Genomic DNA, 17,719 nt, shown 5'->3' on the forward strand with positions numbered 1-17,719 from the left:
CTATTTATGTGCTCTCGGAATTTTCTAAACGAAATATTTCGAGATGGATTTTTGTTATACAATGACATTTTTGCAGTGCGTACACGGTGTGTACGACGAGAAAATGGAAGCAGTATATCAAAAATTCAGCCGAAAGGGTTCGTTTGGAGAAGATACCGAGAGTACATTATTTTTCAGAAACCGCCCGAAAGACACAAAAACCATATGGAGGAAGTTTTATTGCGATCGAATGACTTCTTCCGTCCCATGATACTTCTTTTGCTGTTAATTCGTTTGAATTTGCATAACCTGCTCCGCCATAAATTGTTCTATCACTGTTAAAGATCTCTTTATATCTTCCCATAAACGGAACACCCACTTTAAAATTCTCATACAATACAGGTGTAAAATTACAGATTACAAGCAAAATATCATCCTGATCTTTGCGCAGGAAAGCAATAATACTATGATCAGCATCCATACAGCTGATCCATTCAAAGCCATCCTGTCTGTAATCCATCACATAGAGTGCGGTATGATTTCGATATAGCATATTCAGATCTTTGACATAACGCTGTAATTGTGCATGTTCTTTACTTTGAGCCTGTTCCCAGTCAAGCGATCCGTCAGGATTTTTTCTGTCTTCTACTCCAAACTCTTCTCCCATAAAAAGCATTTTCTTACCCGGATGTGTGATCATGTATCCAAATCCGACACGTATATTACTAAACTTATCATATATTGTTCCCGGCATATTTTCAAAAAGAGAGCTTTTCTTTTTCCATGTGTCCCGATGTGAAATAGTCAGAATAAAGTTTGCACTATAATGATATAGCATTTCCATCGTAATAAGACCATGACTTCCTTTTCGAAACAGAGGGTCTAACTTCATATATTTCAGAAAATCGCTTGTCCAGCATATATTCCATTTCAGATCAAAGCCGAGTCCGTTATCTTCCAACGGATCGGTAACTCCAAGACTTGCCATCTCTTCTTTTGCGATCAGAATTGCCCCATCCTCTTTTTGATGAAAGAGAGCTGCCAGTTTCTTTAAAACGTCGATTCCACCCAGATTTTCGTTACCGCCATAACGGTTCGGTATCCATTCCCCCTCTTTTCGTCCGTAGTCCAGATACAGCATTGTCTCCATGCCACCCACACAGATACCATCTAAATGATACATTTCTTTCCAATATAACGCATTCGCAAGTAAGAAGTTAGCAACTTCCGGTCTTTCATATTGAAAAAGCATGGCATCGTAAAACGGATGCAATCCCTGTAAAGGATTCAGATGCTCATACAAACAGGTTCCGTCAAACATTGCAAGCCCCTGCTCCTGCGTCGAAAAATATCCCGGTATCCATTCCATGATCACACCGATTCCGTTTTGATGCATATAATCAACGAAATACATAAAATCTTTTGGTGTTCCATAGCACGAACGAATTGCGTAATATCCAACTGTTGGATATCCATAAGAATTTTTCTGTACACGTTCCATCAGAGGCATGAGCTGAATATGGGTATACCCCATCTCTTTTACATATTTTGCCAAAGTTTTTGCTGCGTCCCGATAACCCTTTCCTGCATCCTTGTCTTCTTTGGAAAGCCAACCATCCAGACTGACTTCATATATGTTAAGTGCTTCTTGTGTAATCTGTATTTTCTGCCTTTTTTGCATCCATTCGGCATCTTCCCATAAAAAATTTTGCAAATCGGTAATGATACTTGCCATCGTCATGGAATCTTCATATTGAAAACCATATGGATCTGATTTTAAAGCAATCGTCCGGGCATTGTATTTCAGCTCATATTTATAAATATCGCCACAGCCAATATCCGGTATGAACAGTCCAAAAACGCCACTATCACCGAACCGGCACATCGGATGTCTTCTGCCATCCCATTGATTAAAATCGCCTACAACACTGACACGCATTGCATTCGGAGCCCAGACTGCAAAGAAAGTTCCCTGCACCATATCGGATCTTTTTGTGCTGGCAGCCATTGGATTCCAATCTACCAAAACATCTTTTCCAATGCCTTTTACGGCTACAGGATGAGCCCCCAAATAACGATAAATATCGTATGCTTTTCCTGCATTAAAATCTTCTAACGCCTGCTCGGGGATCAGATTTCCATACAGATACGGATCTTTTTGCCAATATTCCTTTCCATCACCATAATCAATCACATATTCATATGACACGATCTTACGGCTTTCCATCAATGCGGCAAAGCAGCCGTCTTCATCCGTCTGGCTCATCTGTATGAACATTCCACTTTTCTTACTTCTGACAAAAACAGTCTTTGCATCGGGCAAAAACGCTTGAATCAAAACACCGCCTTTTACTTTATGTGGTCCTAATATATTTTCAGGATGATCGTGCTCTGAATATACAATTGTTTCAATTTCCGCCCAATCCATCAGATCATATAATTTTTTATCCATTTTCCCCTCCAAACCAAAACACATAACCATGAAAGATTCCACATTATCTTCTAATACATTCTATCGGATCTTTTGCTTCTTTATCGTTCTATCTCATGAATAAATAAACCACTTCGAAGCTTCGGTTCGAACCATGTTGATTTTGGCGGCATCAGTCTTTTCGCATCTGCTACCGCAAAAAGTTCTCCTATTGAGGTCGGATACATTGCAAACGATACTTTCATATCACTATCTGCTCTTCTTTCTAATTCTTCCATGCCACGAATACCACCGATAAAATCAATTCTTGCATCTGTTCTTGGATCTTTAATTCCGAGAACCGGTTCTAACAAATATTCCTGAAGCAGCGAAACATCCAGTGAACGTACTGTATCATCAATCTGTAATAATTCCTCTTTTGCCTCTAATAAATACCATTCTTTTTCCAGATACATCGCAATCTGCCCTTTCTTTTCCGGCTTTTGCATATGATCTAATGCCGTTAATATAAAAGACTTTTGAATCTGTTCAAAAAATTCCTCTTTCGTCCATCCGTTCAGATCTTTTACACTACGATTATAATCCATGATATAAAGCTGGTCATCCGGGAAAAGAACTGACAGAAAATAATTAAATTCTTCTTTGCCTGTATAATCCTTCTTTGCTTCACGTCTTTTTAAGCTGACTTTAACAGCACTTGCGGCACGATGATGGCCATCGGCAATATAAATTTCTCCAATGCCGTCAAATGCCTGTTCAATCTTTTCAACTTCATCTTTTTGTGCCATTTTCCAAACAGTATGCTGTATTCCATCCGATGCCGTAAAATCGTACAGTGGCTCTGTTTTCATGACTTCATTGACAATATCATTGATCTCTTTTTTCGAGCGATACGCCAAAAAGATTGGCCCTGTCTGCGCACTTAACGCATCTACATGACAGATACGGTCCTGTTCTTTTTCTTCTCTTGTATTTTCATGTTTCTTGATCACATTGTTCAGATAATCGTCTACTAATGCACACGCCACAATGCCGGTCTGTGCTCTCCCATCCATTGTCAGGCGATAAATATAAAAACAAATATCCTGATCCTGTATCAATGTCTGATCTGTTTTTGCTTCTTCATACATTTCTTTTGCTTTCTGATATACTTTCGGATCATACATATCCATATCATCAGGAAACTGTGTCTCAGGACGGTCAATTTTTAAAAATGTTAATTTCTCCTTTTGTATCTCTTGCTTTGCTTCTTCCCTGTTATAAACATCATATGGAAGTGCTGCCACTCTTGCCGCTTTGTCCTGTGCCGGTCGCACCGCCTTAAATGGTTTGATTGTTGCCATTGCACTTTTCCTCCATTTCGTATAAATCGCTGTTATTTTTTTATTATAGCAGAATTTACGTACTTTTAAAGATTTTTTATTACTTTCTTGTAGTGTGATTTTATGTTATAATAACACAAAACTGAACCATGCAAAAGAAAAGGGAGCGACTGCGAAAGCAGGCATTTCCTTTTCTTGCATGGTTCAACGAGCAAATATTTCTGCACAGCAGAAAATGAAGCTCTGTAAGAGCGGATTTGCGAGTCTGAATTTAAACCCGGATTGGAGGTTGATCCTATGCTGAAAGCAGTTATTTTTGACATGGATGGTGTCATTATAGACAGTGAACCACAACACGCCCGTGCAGCATTACGTGTGCTGAACCGGCATGATGCAAATGCTGATTACGACTATTGTTCCAGCTTTATCGGAAGTTCTACAAAAGTCTTTACACAGGATATCATGAAACGCTTCCCTCTTTCGATCTCATTAGAGGATCTTTTAGAAGAAATGAATCTTGAAAAGAAAAAAATCCTAAAAGAAGAAGGATATGCAATCATAGAGGGCATTACCGATCTGATCAAAAAACTTTATCATGCCGGTATCCGTCTTGCGATCGCATCATCTTCAAGTCCAACAGAGATCGAGAACACGGTTAAAGCCTTACATATAAAAAAATATTTCACAAAATTGATTTCTTGTGCTCATGTTGAACATCCAAAGCCGGCTCCTGACAGCTTTTTACTTGCTTTAAAAGAGCTTGGTGTCAGTCCGCAGGAAACAGTTGTAGTCGAAGATTCCTGCTTTGGAAGCCAGGCAGCAAAAGCAGCCGGTATTCCATGTGTCGGTTATCTGAATCCGCATTCGGGCAATCAGGATCTGTCTGCCGCGAATGTACTTTTAGAGTCTTTTGTAGGCATTGATGAACGTTTCTTTCATAACATTCTCTGCCGCAGCCTTGGAAAACCGGTTATGATCGCAGACACAAAACGACTGTTTATCCGTGAATTAGAACCGAAGGATATCAAAGAAATCTATCAAATCTATAAAGATCCTGATATCCGCCAATATATTCCGGATATTGATGATTATCTCGAAGAAGAAATGAAAAAACAGGAAGCTTATATCAAAAATGTATATTCTTTCTATGGATATGGCATGTGGGGAATCTTTAGTAAGACAAGCAAGAAGCTGATCGGTAAATGTGGCATTGAAAATCTGGAAGTAGATGGAAAAAACGAGATCGTCCTTTCGTATCTGCTTGATACAAACCATTGGGGTTATGGCTATGCTCTTGAATGCTGTCGTGCAGTATTTACTTATGCAAAAGAAGAATTAGACATCAAACGGATCGTTGCTGTAATTGACAAAAAAAATACACGCTCCCAAAATACAGCAAAGAATCTTGGCATGACAATAGAAAAAGAAATCCCATACAAAGGCCATGATTGCTATCTTTACAGTATTCAGCTTGACTAGCAATTTGTAAGAACCATGTGCATGTTTTGTTAAAAATTTAATACCCGGACATAAGCTCCTGGTTGCAGTCTTTTTAATTTCTAAAAAGAAAAGACATATGATACGGAAACTACAGAAGTTTTCTAAACATATGTCTTTTTCTTTTCTATTCCGATACCAAAAACAATTTTGTAATCCGGTTATTTTACAGTCGGTGATGCAGTTGCATCTTTTCCGCTTGTAACAGAATTATTGTTATCCTTTTTATCGTTTTTGTAATCACCATTGCCTGTTGCATCATCTACAGCATCTTCCGTACCATCTACAGCATCGTTAATTACATCTCCTGCATCATTCACTGCATCATCTACGCCATCGCCCACATCGTCCATCAGATCATCATCTTTGTCTGTCTGCTGCGGATCGGCACTAGACTCCGTTGCCGGACTTTCTGATGCTGCATTATCATTGTTATCTTTTTTGCCACATCCGGCAAAAACAAATAACGAAAGACATAACAACGCTGCTAAAAGATAATATTTTTTCTTCAAAATACTCACCATACCTTTCTTACTGAATTTAATTCACAGAAATAGTATGGCTTTCTTTTTTTATCTTATACCATTTTTTAACGGATACAACAAATTCTTTGCTAAATGTGCTTTTTTATCTCATTTTTAATACAAGACGCTTATGCAGCCTTCTCGTTTATTTTTTGATGCAAGTATCTTAAACAATCATTTTGCAATTGTTTATTTAGCAATTTTTTCATTATTTCCGATCACTTTGTTTATTGTCATCCATTTTTGATGCATCAACTTCTTTGATCGTTTTTTTGCTCGAATCAGTATATTGGATCCGGATCATTGTGCCTTTTGTCAGATCAGATACTGATCCATCGGATGAATCTGCCGATCCATCTTTCATCGTAACAATTTTGACTGTTGTGTCATCTGATACTGTAAATGTTTGTGTCTCTCCGGTGCTGCTAAAACCACCTTTGCCTTTATCATCTTTTCCCTGAGGTGCTCCACTTGCCTGTGGATTGGCACTTCCTTCCGGTTTGGCCGGTGGTGTGCCTTCCGGCTTGGAAGCACCATCCGGTGCTTTGCTGCCCTGTGGCATAGCACCATTATCCTGACGTTCTAACACTTCATAGGTGATTGTATTACCGTCTGCTTTTGTAATCTTGCCATATACGGTGTTTTCATCTTTTTTATCAGAAGATTTCTGATCTGTTGACGGACTGCTTGAAGCCGCTGCATCTTTCGAAGATGCAATGTCTGCTGTGCTGCCGGTATCTTTTGAGTTTCCACAGCCTCCTAAAAGCATTCCTGTCATTACTAATCCTAATGTCAACGCAACATATTTTCTACGCATAAAATTCCCCCTTCGGTATCTCTTTTGGTTGGATACTTTGTTTTTATGTATTACATACTAAAGTGAATCCTTTATCAAAAAGTGAACATTATGTGTAAAAAGTATGTTCTTATTCCTGCTCGTTGTTAGGATATTCTCTATGATGTCCCACATATTTATATGCCGGACGAATAATCTTTCCTTTATTAACTAACTCTTCTAAACGATGAGCACTCCATCCTGAAATTCTTGAAATCGCAAAAAGCGGAGTAAACAGTTCCTCCGGTATTCCAAGCATCGTATAAGTAAGACCGCTATAGAAATCAACATTTGCACAGACCGGTTTTACAACATGAGAACGACTCATTAAAAGATCTGCTGCCACTTTTTCTACCGTATTATAGAGTGCAAATTCTTCTTCCATTCCTTTTGCTTTCGCTAATTTACCGGCAAAATCTTTTAATACTACTTCTCTAGGATCTGATAATGTATAAACGGCATGTCCCATACCGTAGATCAATCCAGATCCGTCAAATGCTTCTCCACGAAGTATTTTCTGAAGATATGCCCTGACTGCTTCTTCATCCGGAGTCTTTCCGCAATGTTCATGCAGATCTCGGATCATCTGCTGTACTTTTAAGTTGGCTCCACCATGTCTTGGTCCTTTCAGTGATGCGATGGAAGCTGCAACTGCAGAATAGGTATCTGTTCCTGATGAAGTAACGACATGATTTGTAAATGTCGAGTTATTTCCTCCACCATGCTCCGCATGAAGAACCAATGCGGCATCCAGAACTCTTGCCTCTAATTCTGTAAACTGACCATCCGGTCTAAGCATATGTAAAATATTTTCCGCTGTTGAATATTCCGGTTTTGCCGGCTTGATCACTAAACTGTCAAAGAAATGAAAATGACGATATGCATGATAATTATAAACAGCAATCAACGGAAGCTTTGCCACTAATTGCAAAGACTGTCTCAACACATTAGCGACAGAAATATCATCCGGATTTGAATCATAGGAATACAGAGTCAAGACGCTTTTTTGCAAACCATTCATCAGATTAGCACTTGGTGCTTTCATAATGACATCTCTTACAAATTGACCGGATAACTCTTGTAAACTGCTTAATATCTCAACAAAGGTTTTTAATTGCTCTTTTGTAGGAAGACTCCCAAAAAGCAACAGATAGGTAGCTTCTTCAAAAGCAAAACGTTTTTTTAGCCCGGAACCTACAACGCTTTTTACATCATATCCCTGATAATATAACTGTCCATCTGCAGGTTCTTTTACACCATTTACAACACGAAAGCCATTTACATCTGAAATCTCTGTCAGTCCGGTCAATACACCTTTACCATTGCTGTCACGCAATCCTCTCTTAACATCATACTCCTGATATAAGTTCAGATCGATCGCGCCGGAACGCATACAGTTTCCGACCAACTCATCGAACTTTTCATTGAGCACCTCGCTGAGTGCCATCATTGACTCGTTTCCCATGATCTTCCTCCTTTATCATGATCGCAACATTGCGAATATTGGTATCATTGTACTCATGTATACACATAAAAGTAAAAAAAATACTTGACACTAATCTTTATTTTACCACGAAAACAAAATTAGCGTCAAGTTTCTTCGTCATTTCTTTGTTATTTCTTAGGAAACGCTTTGTGTGCGATACTCTAACCGCAGCTTGTCTGTCAATAAAGCCATAAATTCAGAATTCGTCGGTTTCCCTTTTCCTGCACTGACTGTATTGCCAAAAACTTCTTCTAACACTTCCATATCCCCTCTGCGCCATGCAACTTCAATCGCATGCCTAATTGTTCTTTCAACACTGCTTGAGGTCGTCTTATACTTTTTAGCAATTGAAGGATACAAAAATTTCGTAATATAATGAAGCATATTTCTGTCATAAAATGCCATAATAATACCTTCCCTTATGTACTGGTATCCTTTAATATGCGCCGGTATCCCAATCTCAAGCAAAATATTGGTAATATCTCTTTCTAAATCACCGGATAACGAATATCCTTCCGATGTACTTTTTCGTTTTTCTTTTTCGACTTTATCACAAAAAGAAACCGTATTTTTCTCTGTGCCGGTTACAATTGGGTTTATCTGCATTCTTTTTTCCATAAGCTGATATACTCTTTTGATCAGCATCGTATTGGATACCGGTTTCATCATATAATAGTCTGCACCTGCCTGAATCGCTTCATCTACAAGATTCTCCATACGAAGTGCGGTCTCAATGATAAATACCGGTTTTCTTCTCGGACTTTCTCCTTTATTTACTTCTTCTAAAATTCCTATTCCATCAATTCCCGGAAGAATCAGATCCATAATTACAACATCCGGCTGTTCTTCACGAATTGTTTCAAGTGCTTTACTGCCATTCCCAGTGGCTAGAATAACATTTATCCCCAGATTGGTCATCGTTGTTTGTTTGCTTTCTCGATCCTGTACGTTATTGTCTGCAATAACGACACGCATTTTTCCATTCTCCATTTTTCTTTCCTTTCTTAAAATTCTACCCTTTTTTCGGTTTTCTTTTTTTGCTGTCGTTTTTTATAATTTTCCGACAACATATATTTATTATAGTAATGTAAAGTGAAAAAAAATGGATTTGAAATGGAATTCAAATGGAATTTTATACATTTTTTCGTTTTTTTACTCCTTTTCTTGTCGATTTCCAACCGAAAAAAGTAAAAAACTGCCACTTCACAAACATTTGTCCATAAAATGACAGTCCCTTATAATAATATCCGTTACATCAAATATTTTAACAGTTGTCCCATTCTGTTTTCCGCCCAACTGTATTCTAACATATATTCTCCGGAAAATTCTTTTTTTGCATGAAGATCGCCATTTAAAAGATCATATAGATCACAGTCAAAAATTTCTGTGTTCACGCGTCTGATTCCTCTTGTTGCGATCAACAGATTCTCTACGCCATTCTCTTTTAATTCTTTTGCCAGATTTCTTGCAACTTTACTGCACAAATTCTGTGTTGCTTCATCATTTGGTCTGTTTTCCCATAAAGTTCCTATAATCTGATCTGTATTTACAGTCCCACCCTGCCGGTCAACAAGTAAGGCAAGCATTTCTTTTGCCTTACCGCTCCGAAACATGATCGGTTCCCCATCTACAAAGACATCAAAATGCCCAAACGTCTTAATAAAAATCCGTTTCTTCGATCTTCTTGAAAGAAGTCGTGCTGATTCAATTGCATATTCTAATTCTTCCTGTGTATATGGTTTTAACAGATACCCTGCTGCATGCAGCCGTATCGCATCCATTGCATAATCTTCATAACCGGTAATATAGATCAGTAAAATATTCGGATTAACCTTGTGGAGCTTGTTCCCTAATGTAATGCCATCCATCTCCAATAACTGGATGTCCAGAATAGCGAGTTCAATCGTATGCGTTTGCACAAATTCGATCGCTTCTTCTCCATTCTGAAAAATCCCCTCCAGTTCAATCGTCGCAATTTTCTCTGTCATATGTTGAAAAACCTGAATTGCCTTTTTCTCATCATCAACTAGAATTGTTTTCATAGCTTCCCTTTCCTGATTCTCATTCTTTCCTAATGTAATACTTTAACACAATATCGTATCCGGTATCACCAGATAGATTGTACTTCCCCTGTTCTCCTTCGTATCAATACGGAAACTCCCCCCTCTGCTTTCCATAGATTCTTTGATCTGAAATAACGATCTTTTTTCTTCATATGCTTTTTGATATGCTTCTTTTGAAATTCCTTTTCCGTTATCTTCTATTTCTATGATCACCTCTCCTTTCCCTTTTTGTATGCGGACCCATACTTTTCCGTCTGGAGCATTACCACCAAGACCATGGTGTATCGCATTATATATTAATTCAAATAAAGTTAATGCCTCCATCTGAAAATGAAGTGTCTCTACTTCAAAAATGATCCTGATCTGATCGTATCTTGCTTCTTCTAATCGTATATATGAACCTAAAAATGCAACTATCTCTTTTGCACTAATCACATTGTTGTTCTCACTAAAACGCAAAATATAACGCAAATAAGCTGCAAAATCATCCAAGAGATCTACCTTGTCCGATGCATCTGATATTACCTCACATTTCACGGAATTTAATGCATTAAACAAAAAATGCGGTTTCAGACTGCTAAGTTTTACACTTTGTGAACTTTTCTCTTCCATCTGTCTATTTGTCCTCTTCTCCCTCTTTTTCTTCAAGCAGCCTGTGCATCTGTTTTATAATGTCATTATACGAAAACGGCTTACAAATGCATCCATTCATCCCTGCTTCCAATGCTTTTTCCTTATATGTAACCTGAATGTCGGCTGATACAGCAAAGATCAGCACCGTTTTTGCATCTTTACGATTCATTCTGCGGATCTTCTGCGTTGTCTCATATCCATTCATTCCATACATATTAATATCCATAAAAATAAGCCTGTACTCTCCCTCTTTCGACTGTAAAAACAGCTCTAAGGCTTTCTCTCCGGTATTTGCAGTGTCTACTCTGACTCCTGCCTGTTCTAATACTGTCCTCGTAACCTCTAAGTTGATCTTATTATCGTCAACCAATAAAACCTTCTCTCCCGAAAACAGTTCTTTGTCAGGTGTCTCCTCTCGCTCGTTCTCTCTCATAATGTCACACCTCCGATTGTCATGAGATCACACCATCAAATTATAATATTTAAAATTTATAAAATTAATCTTCTTTTAATATATATCCGTCCTTTCTTCTTGTCAACTCACCTTCCTGACGCATTTATAGAATATTTACTTGACGAATGCAGAAAAATAAGAAATACTGGTATTATGTGTGCACAAATGCAGAAAAATATTTACAATCTGCCCTTCAGCATAACTTCTAACAGACTTTTGGCACTCTGATCGTAAAAGAAAGAAAAAGAAAAGGGGATTATTATGGATTTTATACACATCAAAAAATTATATCAGGATATGGATTCTTATAATGAGCAATCCGTTACGATCTGTGGCTGGATACGCAGCTTGCGCGATTCGAAATCCTTTGGTTTCATTTCCATCAATGACGGAACATATTTTCAGCCGGTTCAGGTTGTCTTTGACAATACATTGGAAAACTTTGATACGATACGTAAACTCAACATCGGCTCTGCATTGATCATAAAAGGCAATGTCCTTGTTACACCAAATGCACGACAACCTTTTGAAATCCATGCAGAAAGTATTACGATAGAAGGCACCTCTACTCCGGATTATCCATTACAAAAGAAAAGACATTCTTTTGAATATCTTCGTACCATTCCACACCTGCGTCCGAGAACCAATACCTTTCAGGCGGTTTTCCGCGTCCGTTCCCTGATCGCATATGCTATTCATCAGTTCTTTCAGGAACGTGATTTTGTCTATGTGCATACTCCGATCATTACAGGAAGCGACTGTGAAGGTGCCGGAGAGATGTTCCAGGTTACCACATTAGACCTTGCAAATATTGAAAAATCACCTAATGAAAAGGTTAATTATAAGAAGGATTTCTTTGGAAAGGAAGTTAATCTGACGGTTAGCGGACAGTTAAATGGTGAAACATATGCCATGGCATTCCAAAACATTTATACATTCGGGCCGACTTTTCGTGCTGAAAATTCCAATACAAGCCGCCATGCAGCAGAATTCTGGATGATCGAACCGGAAATGGCTTTTGCCGATCTTAATGATGATATGCAGGTTGCGGAAGATATGCTAAAATATATCATTTCTTACGTCATGGAGCATGCAAAAGAAGAACTTACTTTCTTTAACCAGCATATTGATACCGGTCTGATCGAACGCTTAGAACATGTTTTGCATTCTGAATTCGGGCACATCACATATACAGAAGCAATTAAAATATTAGAAAAGAACAATGATGCTTTCCAATATAAAGTACACTGGGGATCTGATCTTCAGACAGAACACGAACGCTATCTGACCGAAGAAATCTTTAAGCGTCCGGTATTTGTGACCGATTATCCAAAAGAGATCAAAGCATTCTACATGAAATTAAATCCGGATCAAAAGACAGTTGCAGCCATGGATTGTCTGGTTCCGGGAATCGGTGAGATCATCGGTGGCAGCCAGCGTGAAGATGATTATGATCTGCTCTTGGCACGAATGAAAGAAACCGGGTTGTCTTTAGATGATTATGCGTTCTACACCGATCTTCGTAAATACGGAAGTGCCCGTCATGCCGGTTTCGGGCTTGGCTTTGAACGCTGTGTGATGTATCTGACCGGTATGTCAAACATCCGTGATGTATTACCATTTCCACGTACTGTCGGAAATTGTACATTATAAAAACATCTTACCGTTTTTTATAATAAACACTATGCAAATATTTTTTATAAAACTATCTTCAATATAATTCCATGAAAATACTAAAAAAGAAAGCGGTAATAAAAATTTTTTTGGTATAATTCAAGCATAGACATAGGAAAAAGGGTTTCAGAATTGAAACCCTTTTTCCTGTATTTGCATTTTAAGTTGATCAAGATCATCAAGACCAAGCTGCATTCTTCCACTCTTTCGCTGATACACACAATAAGAAGAAAGAATATCTGCTTCGGGTACATCGACTATGAGCACATCTGCTCCTGCTTCTAATGCCTGTACTCTGCCATTCTTTTTTACACATTCCAAAACCGGATCAGCAAGGATATAAGCATTCGGAAGCATCAGACGCATAATTGCCATAATATAAATCGCCATATCCCCATTACCGCTTCGTTCTCTTTCAAATACCGTATGCAATGCCGGCATAAATGTCCGTATATCAATAATATTGACTCCCTGTTCCTTCATATAACGCAGATCGTCTACAACATCCTTCACCGTCTGATATGGTATTCCGACTAACAGCTCATCACCAAGCAGGTACTCTATATTTCTTAACTGCCATTGGTGCTGTTTTTTTAATAAAAAGGAAGTATTTGCCGGATAGATTTTTTTAAAATGGTTCTCATTGGCACTTCCATGTGCTAACAGATATCCAACTGCACCTACCGTTTTCCAATGAAGATATGCACCTTCATTTTTTTCGCCTAACGCAAGAATGATCTTCGTCTTTGGATGATGAGAGTGAATCGCCAAAATAATTTCCGCAATTTTTTCTTCTCCTAGCAGCGGATCGTTACCACTTTCCAGAACAAACCCCTTTACTCCCTGTGCATCAAAATCATGACAGAGTCGCAAAATATGATCCATATCCATACGATACCGCTTCACAAAACGGTTTCCTCTTTGTAAACCACACATCTTACAATCATTTTTGCAAAAATTTCCCAGTAAAATCCTGCCCCAGATTTCCACTTTCTTATTTTTCTTTTTATTACAGATCATCTGTGCCTGCTCATATAGATACTGAGAAGTCTCTTCATTTCGAAATTGAAGCAGCTCCGTCAATTCTTCCTCTTCCAGATTGCCGGTCGCCACAAGCTTATTTACCAAATTAGACATAGCCCCCATCTAATTCCTCCTTACCTGCACCACAAAAAATCAGCCATTTGCAAAAGTTCCTCTGATACTCCTTTGCATCCTTATCGTCTATAGCTTCATAAATTGCGTCATATCAGATATATTTCTTTCACATTTCTATTTTGTCTTTCCTTTTGGTTTGACACGACGATTGGTTAGGATATCTGATTTTTAAGCTTTTTTGCTGATTGGGCGCGGGTCATAACTATAGGGGCGACTCAGCCTGAGTAGCATTGTTGTTTGGGACACGCTCCCGCTTCGCAAAGCCACGTAGCGCACACATAGCACTGCAAAAAACAAACATTTTTGCAGCGCAAGTGGCGACGGGCTTTGAGATTCCCAAACAGCAATGTACATCAGACAGGTCTTGCCCCTATATCAGATGAGAGCGCCCATAATCAGGGCAAAAAAGCTAAAAATCTTAGATATCCTTAGCAATCGAAACAGTGCACCAAAAGGAAAATCAAATAGAAATGTGAATTCATTCATTTTCAATATGACGCATTATATTATACTACAAACGATAGGATCCGTCAGGACTTTGCCGGAACTTTTTGCAAATGGCTGATGCCTTTTTTGTTATGCTGCAGGTGCCGGCTGTTGCAGCTATTGTAGTTCGAACTGTTCGAGGATGCTGCGTATTGCTGCATACAGATCTTTCTTTAAATCTTCAATGCCTACCGGACTGTGATTTAAGATGACATTATAGCATGTAGCATTAACCAGTTCGACGATCATAAATACCATTAATTCTTTTTGCCGGAATTTCTTTTTTGATTTTTGAATTAATTCATCAAAGATATCCATGCAATTCTGATTGTCAAGATCTGAAATCCTAATATTTGAAAAGATTCCCCAACTCAGGTTTTTGGCGATAAAGCGAAGGATGACCGGATTTTCATTAAGCTGCTCTATCACGCAGTCAACCAAACAGATAATGGCATCTTCAAAAGAGTCCGATACCTTTTGAAACAACTCATTGTTTAATTGTATATGTGCTTTTTCAAAAATCCGGTTTGCCTCATATGCGACCAGGCAATCCTGGATCGCATATTTATCCTTAAAATACAGATAAAAGGTTCCTTTTGCCATATTTGCATTCTTGGCAATTTCTGAAATAGAAGTATTATCTATTCCTTTTTCTGTAAAGAGCTGGAAAGCTGAGGCAAGTAACGCTTCTTTTTTTTGTCTTTTCTTCTCCTCAATCTTACCCAAAAAAATCTCTCCTTTTATTTGTCGTCTGCTTTAATTTCTTTTGTTGTCATAATGAACTTCACACTGCCGTCCATTTCACCAGAGATTCCTGAGAAGCTCTTATAATTTGCTGCTGCGTTGTTTACAGCTTCTGCTCTGTCTTTGGTATCACTTACACCATCTAAAATGCTGTTCATGGTATCTGTAAGCTTATCAACACCATCTTCCTTGAATTCTTTTGTTCCGGAAGCAAGTTTGGAAGCACCGTTGTCTAACTTGTTAACACCTTTTGCTACTTTATTTGTTGTAGTAACTAATGTGTTCGTTGCTTTGTAAAGTTTCTTAGTACCACCTGCTAATGTGCTCATACCGCTGCGAACCGTACCACTGTTAGCTTTTAACTGCTTAGAACCGGATTTTACTGTTTTAGAGCTCTTTGTTAATGTCGTTGCAGCATCATTTAATTTCTTATTGTTAGCAGTTAATGTTGTACCGCTCTTATATAATGTCTTTACCGCTTCTGTTAAAGTACCTACACTTGCATTGATCTTTCCACTTGCCTCTAAGATCGGTGTCTTATAACCACGGATCGTTGCTGCACTATCAGACATTGTCTTTGCACTGCTCTGTAATGCACTTAATCCGTTATAAAGATTTGTCTCTGTAGAGGTCTTGCTTGTTGCAGCTTCCATTGTCTGAAGACCAAGTTTTAAGTCTGTCTTGCCATTCTGATCAGCAGCTTCGCTGTCCGGTTTACCGTTCGTAGCTGCATCCAGTCCTGCACCGGCTCTCTGAACGTTATCCATATAATTAAGCATAGACTCATATAACTGAACCTGTGCCTGATAAGTTGCTTTCTCCTGCTCTGTTGCTGCATTCTTGGCTGCATCCTCCATTGCATCTTTCGTAGTGTTAATAGATTCTCTTAATGCAGTTGTCTTTGCATCTGTTCCTTCTAACTGCTTTGCAGCAGCATTGATCTTATCAACACCGCTGATCGCTGATGTCAGACCGCTGTCTAACGACTCTACACCTGCTTTTAAGGAATTAACACCGCTTGAAAGCTTTGTCATATTTTCTTCTGCAAGAAGTGTGTTTACGCCATTGACATATGAGGTTAAGCTGTCATTGAACTGTTTATAAGAGGCAGGGAACTGCTCTGCGGAAGAAGAAATCTTACCGGCACCATCGACTAATGCTTTTGCACCGGCTGTATATTTCTTAGTGCTCTGTGCAAATGTCTTTGTACCATCTGAGTATTTGATCACACCCTTGAATAACTTATCCGCTGACTTTGTATAAGTACCAACTCCTTTTTTTAACTTTGTAGCACCGGTATTTAATGTACCGACACTCTTATTCAATGTCTTGATCGCTTTATTGTATTTCTTGATATTGCTGTTTAATGTCTTTAATCCATCACTTAAAGTATCTGCACCATCTACAAGCTTATTTGCTGCATCCTTTAAGTCATCCATCTTATCATCCAGATCATCGAGACTGTCAATATCACCAAAGTCAATATCTTTGAACAGACTTGCTGTTGCTACAGTATAAGAAGCACCCATTTCAAAATCTTTTACATCTGCTGTGATCTTAACCGTATCCGTAATCTTGTCATTGATCTTATCGGTATCTATGGTAACATCATCGCCAAAATCAAGTCCTGCAAGATCTAAACTGTCTTTTAATCCCGGCATGCCATATGCCATAATGATATCATTGTCTCCTTCTGAAACAACTTCGCCATTATCAACTTTGATATTCTGGAATTTATCAGTAGAAAGGATCATTCCCGTAGCCATTAAGAAAGGTGTATAGATTTCCGTTTCTTTTCCGTCTACCGTTACTTTCTTTTTCGAAGAGTTAGTATATTTGATATTCATCTCAAACTTTCCACTCTTACCGGCAAGATCTTTTGCAGATACTTCTTTACCATCTAATTTATATGAGATCTCCATTCCGACAGGAAGCTCTTTGTCTGATGTACCCTGATAATAAATATCATTTTTCTTAGCATCCCAGGTCAGAGTGCTGTCATCCTGTGTAAACTTTTCATTTCCTTTTGTATTCTGAATGTCTTTCAGATCTGAAACATCAGAGATTTTTCCATTAATACCTGCATTCTTTAACCAGTCTGAAACGATCACTTCATCTTTTTTTCCATTAGCATCCATTGTAACATATACCGTTTCTTCTTTTGATACCTTTGAAGCATCTGCTTTCTTTGCTGCTTTTGTATTGACACTTTCTGTTACTGTCTTTGTATTCCCTGCTGCGGCTGCTTTACTCAATGCGAATGTATGAGAAGCATATTCCACACTGCCTACTAACAATCCTGAAGCTAATAATACACTGATTCCGGCTGCTGCCATTTTCTTTTTATTCACTCTCATAATAATCCTCATTTCTGTGCATCTTGTGCCAGATTGCTTCTGTGCCAGATGCACCAGGCACAGAGCATTTGCAACA

General features: G+C 38.4%; 14 protein-coding genes. 2 read left to right on the forward strand and 12 right to left on the reverse strand.

Annotated elements, in window-relative coordinates:
• Positions 1 to 166 precede the first annotated feature (166 nt).
• Together glgB and H8700_RS08270 are read right to left on the reverse strand one after the other, a co-directional pair.
• A complete protein-coding gene (gene glgB / locus H8700_RS08265; RefSeq protein WP_249305011.1) occupies positions 167 to 2,431 on the reverse strand; it encodes a 1,4-alpha-glucan branching protein GlgB in 2,265 nt (754 codons plus the stop codon).
• 80 nt (positions 2,432 to 2,511) lie between these two features.
• Positions 2,512 to 3,753 (reverse strand): DUF1015 domain-containing protein, encoded by a 1,242-nt coding sequence (locus tag H8700_RS08270; protein ID WP_249305013.1) that lies wholly within the window; start codon positions 3,751 to 3,753, stop codon positions 2,512 to 2,514.
• A 276-nt stretch (positions 3,754 to 4,029) separates the two neighbouring features.
• On the opposite strand from H8700_RS08270, the gene H8700_RS08275 reads away from it, so the two are divergent.
• Positions 4,030 to 5,211, forward strand: coding sequence for a GNAT family N-acetyltransferase (locus H8700_RS08275; RefSeq protein ID WP_249305016.1), 1,182 nt, complete (start codon positions 4,030 to 4,032; stop codon positions 5,209 to 5,211).
• A gap of 179 nt (positions 5,212 to 5,390) precedes the next feature.
• On the opposite strand, the gene H8700_RS08280 is transcribed toward H8700_RS08275, so the two are convergent.
• The 7 genes from H8700_RS08280 to H8700_RS08310 all read right to left on the reverse strand — a co-directional run bounded on the left by H8700_RS08280 (position 5,391) and on the right by H8700_RS08310 (position 11,203).
• A complete protein-coding gene (locus tag H8700_RS08280; protein WP_249305018.1) occupies positions 5,391 to 5,741 on the reverse strand; it encodes a hypothetical protein in 351 nt (116 codons plus the stop codon).
• Between the two features lie 220 nt (positions 5,742 to 5,961).
• On the reverse strand, positions 5,962 to 6,570 hold the full coding sequence (locus H8700_RS08285; RefSeq protein WP_249305019.1) for a hypothetical protein: 609 nt from the start codon (positions 6,568 to 6,570) through the stop codon (positions 5,962 to 5,964).
• Positions 6,571 to 6,679: 109 nt separating this feature from the next.
• Positions 6,680 to 8,053, reverse strand: a complete 1,374-nt coding sequence (locus tag H8700_RS08290; RefSeq protein ID WP_022141715.1) for a citrate/2-methylcitrate synthase — start codon at positions 8,051 to 8,053, stop codon at positions 6,680 to 6,682.
• 156 nt (positions 8,054 to 8,209) lie between these two features.
• Positions 8,210 to 9,064, reverse strand: a complete 855-nt coding sequence (gene spo0A / locus H8700_RS08295; protein ID WP_249305021.1) for a sporulation transcription factor Spo0A — start codon at positions 9,062 to 9,064, stop codon at positions 8,210 to 8,212.
• A gap of 260 nt (positions 9,065 to 9,324) precedes the next feature.
• Positions 9,325 to 10,116 carry a response regulator gene (locus H8700_RS08300; RefSeq protein ID WP_022141717.1) on the reverse strand — a complete coding sequence of 264 codons (792 nt, stop codon included), beginning with the start codon at positions 10,114 to 10,116 and terminating at the stop codon, positions 9,325 to 9,327.
• A gap of 42 nt (positions 10,117 to 10,158) precedes the next feature.
• Positions 10,159 to 10,749 (reverse strand): histidine kinase, encoded by a 591-nt coding sequence (locus H8700_RS08305; RefSeq protein ID WP_249305023.1) that lies wholly within the window; start codon positions 10,747 to 10,749, stop codon positions 10,159 to 10,161.
• A gap of 4 nt (positions 10,750 to 10,753) precedes the next feature.
• On the reverse strand, positions 10,754 to 11,203 hold the full coding sequence (locus tag H8700_RS08310; protein ID WP_022141719.1) for a response regulator: 450 nt from the start codon (positions 11,201 to 11,203) through the stop codon (positions 10,754 to 10,756).
• 282 nt (positions 11,204 to 11,485) lie between these two features.
• Here H8700_RS08310 and asnS point away from each other — a divergent pair, with 282 nt between their 5' ends.
• Positions 11,486 to 12,877, forward strand: coding sequence for an asparagine--tRNA ligase (gene asnS, locus H8700_RS08315; RefSeq protein ID WP_249305025.1), 1,392 nt, complete (start codon positions 11,486 to 11,488; stop codon positions 12,875 to 12,877).
• A gap of 147 nt (positions 12,878 to 13,024) precedes the next feature.
• Here the strand turns inward: asnS and H8700_RS08320 are convergent, their stop codons facing one another.
• The 3 genes from H8700_RS08320 to H8700_RS08330 all read right to left on the reverse strand — a co-directional run bounded on the left by H8700_RS08320 (position 13,025) and on the right by H8700_RS08330 (position 17,643).
• Positions 13,025 to 14,044 carry a hypothetical protein gene (locus tag H8700_RS08320; protein WP_249305027.1) on the reverse strand — a complete coding sequence of 340 codons (1,020 nt, stop codon included), beginning with the start codon at positions 14,042 to 14,044 and terminating at the stop codon, positions 13,025 to 13,027.
• 615 nt (positions 14,045 to 14,659) lie between these two features.
• Entirely contained in the window at positions 14,660 to 15,268 is a 609-nt protein-coding gene (locus H8700_RS08325; RefSeq protein ID WP_249305030.1) for a TetR/AcrR family transcriptional regulator, read from the reverse strand.
• Between the two features lie 14 nt (positions 15,269 to 15,282).
• Entirely contained in the window at positions 15,283 to 17,643 is a 2,361-nt protein-coding gene (locus H8700_RS08330) for a hypothetical protein (protein ID WP_249305034.1), read from the reverse strand.
• Positions 17,644 to 17,719 lie beyond the last annotated feature (76 nt).

Origin of the sequence: Jutongia hominis (genome assembly GCF_014384965.1) — a bacterium.
Classification (GTDB): Bacteria; Bacillota; Clostridia; order Lachnospirales; family Lachnospiraceae; genus Butyribacter; species Butyribacter hominis.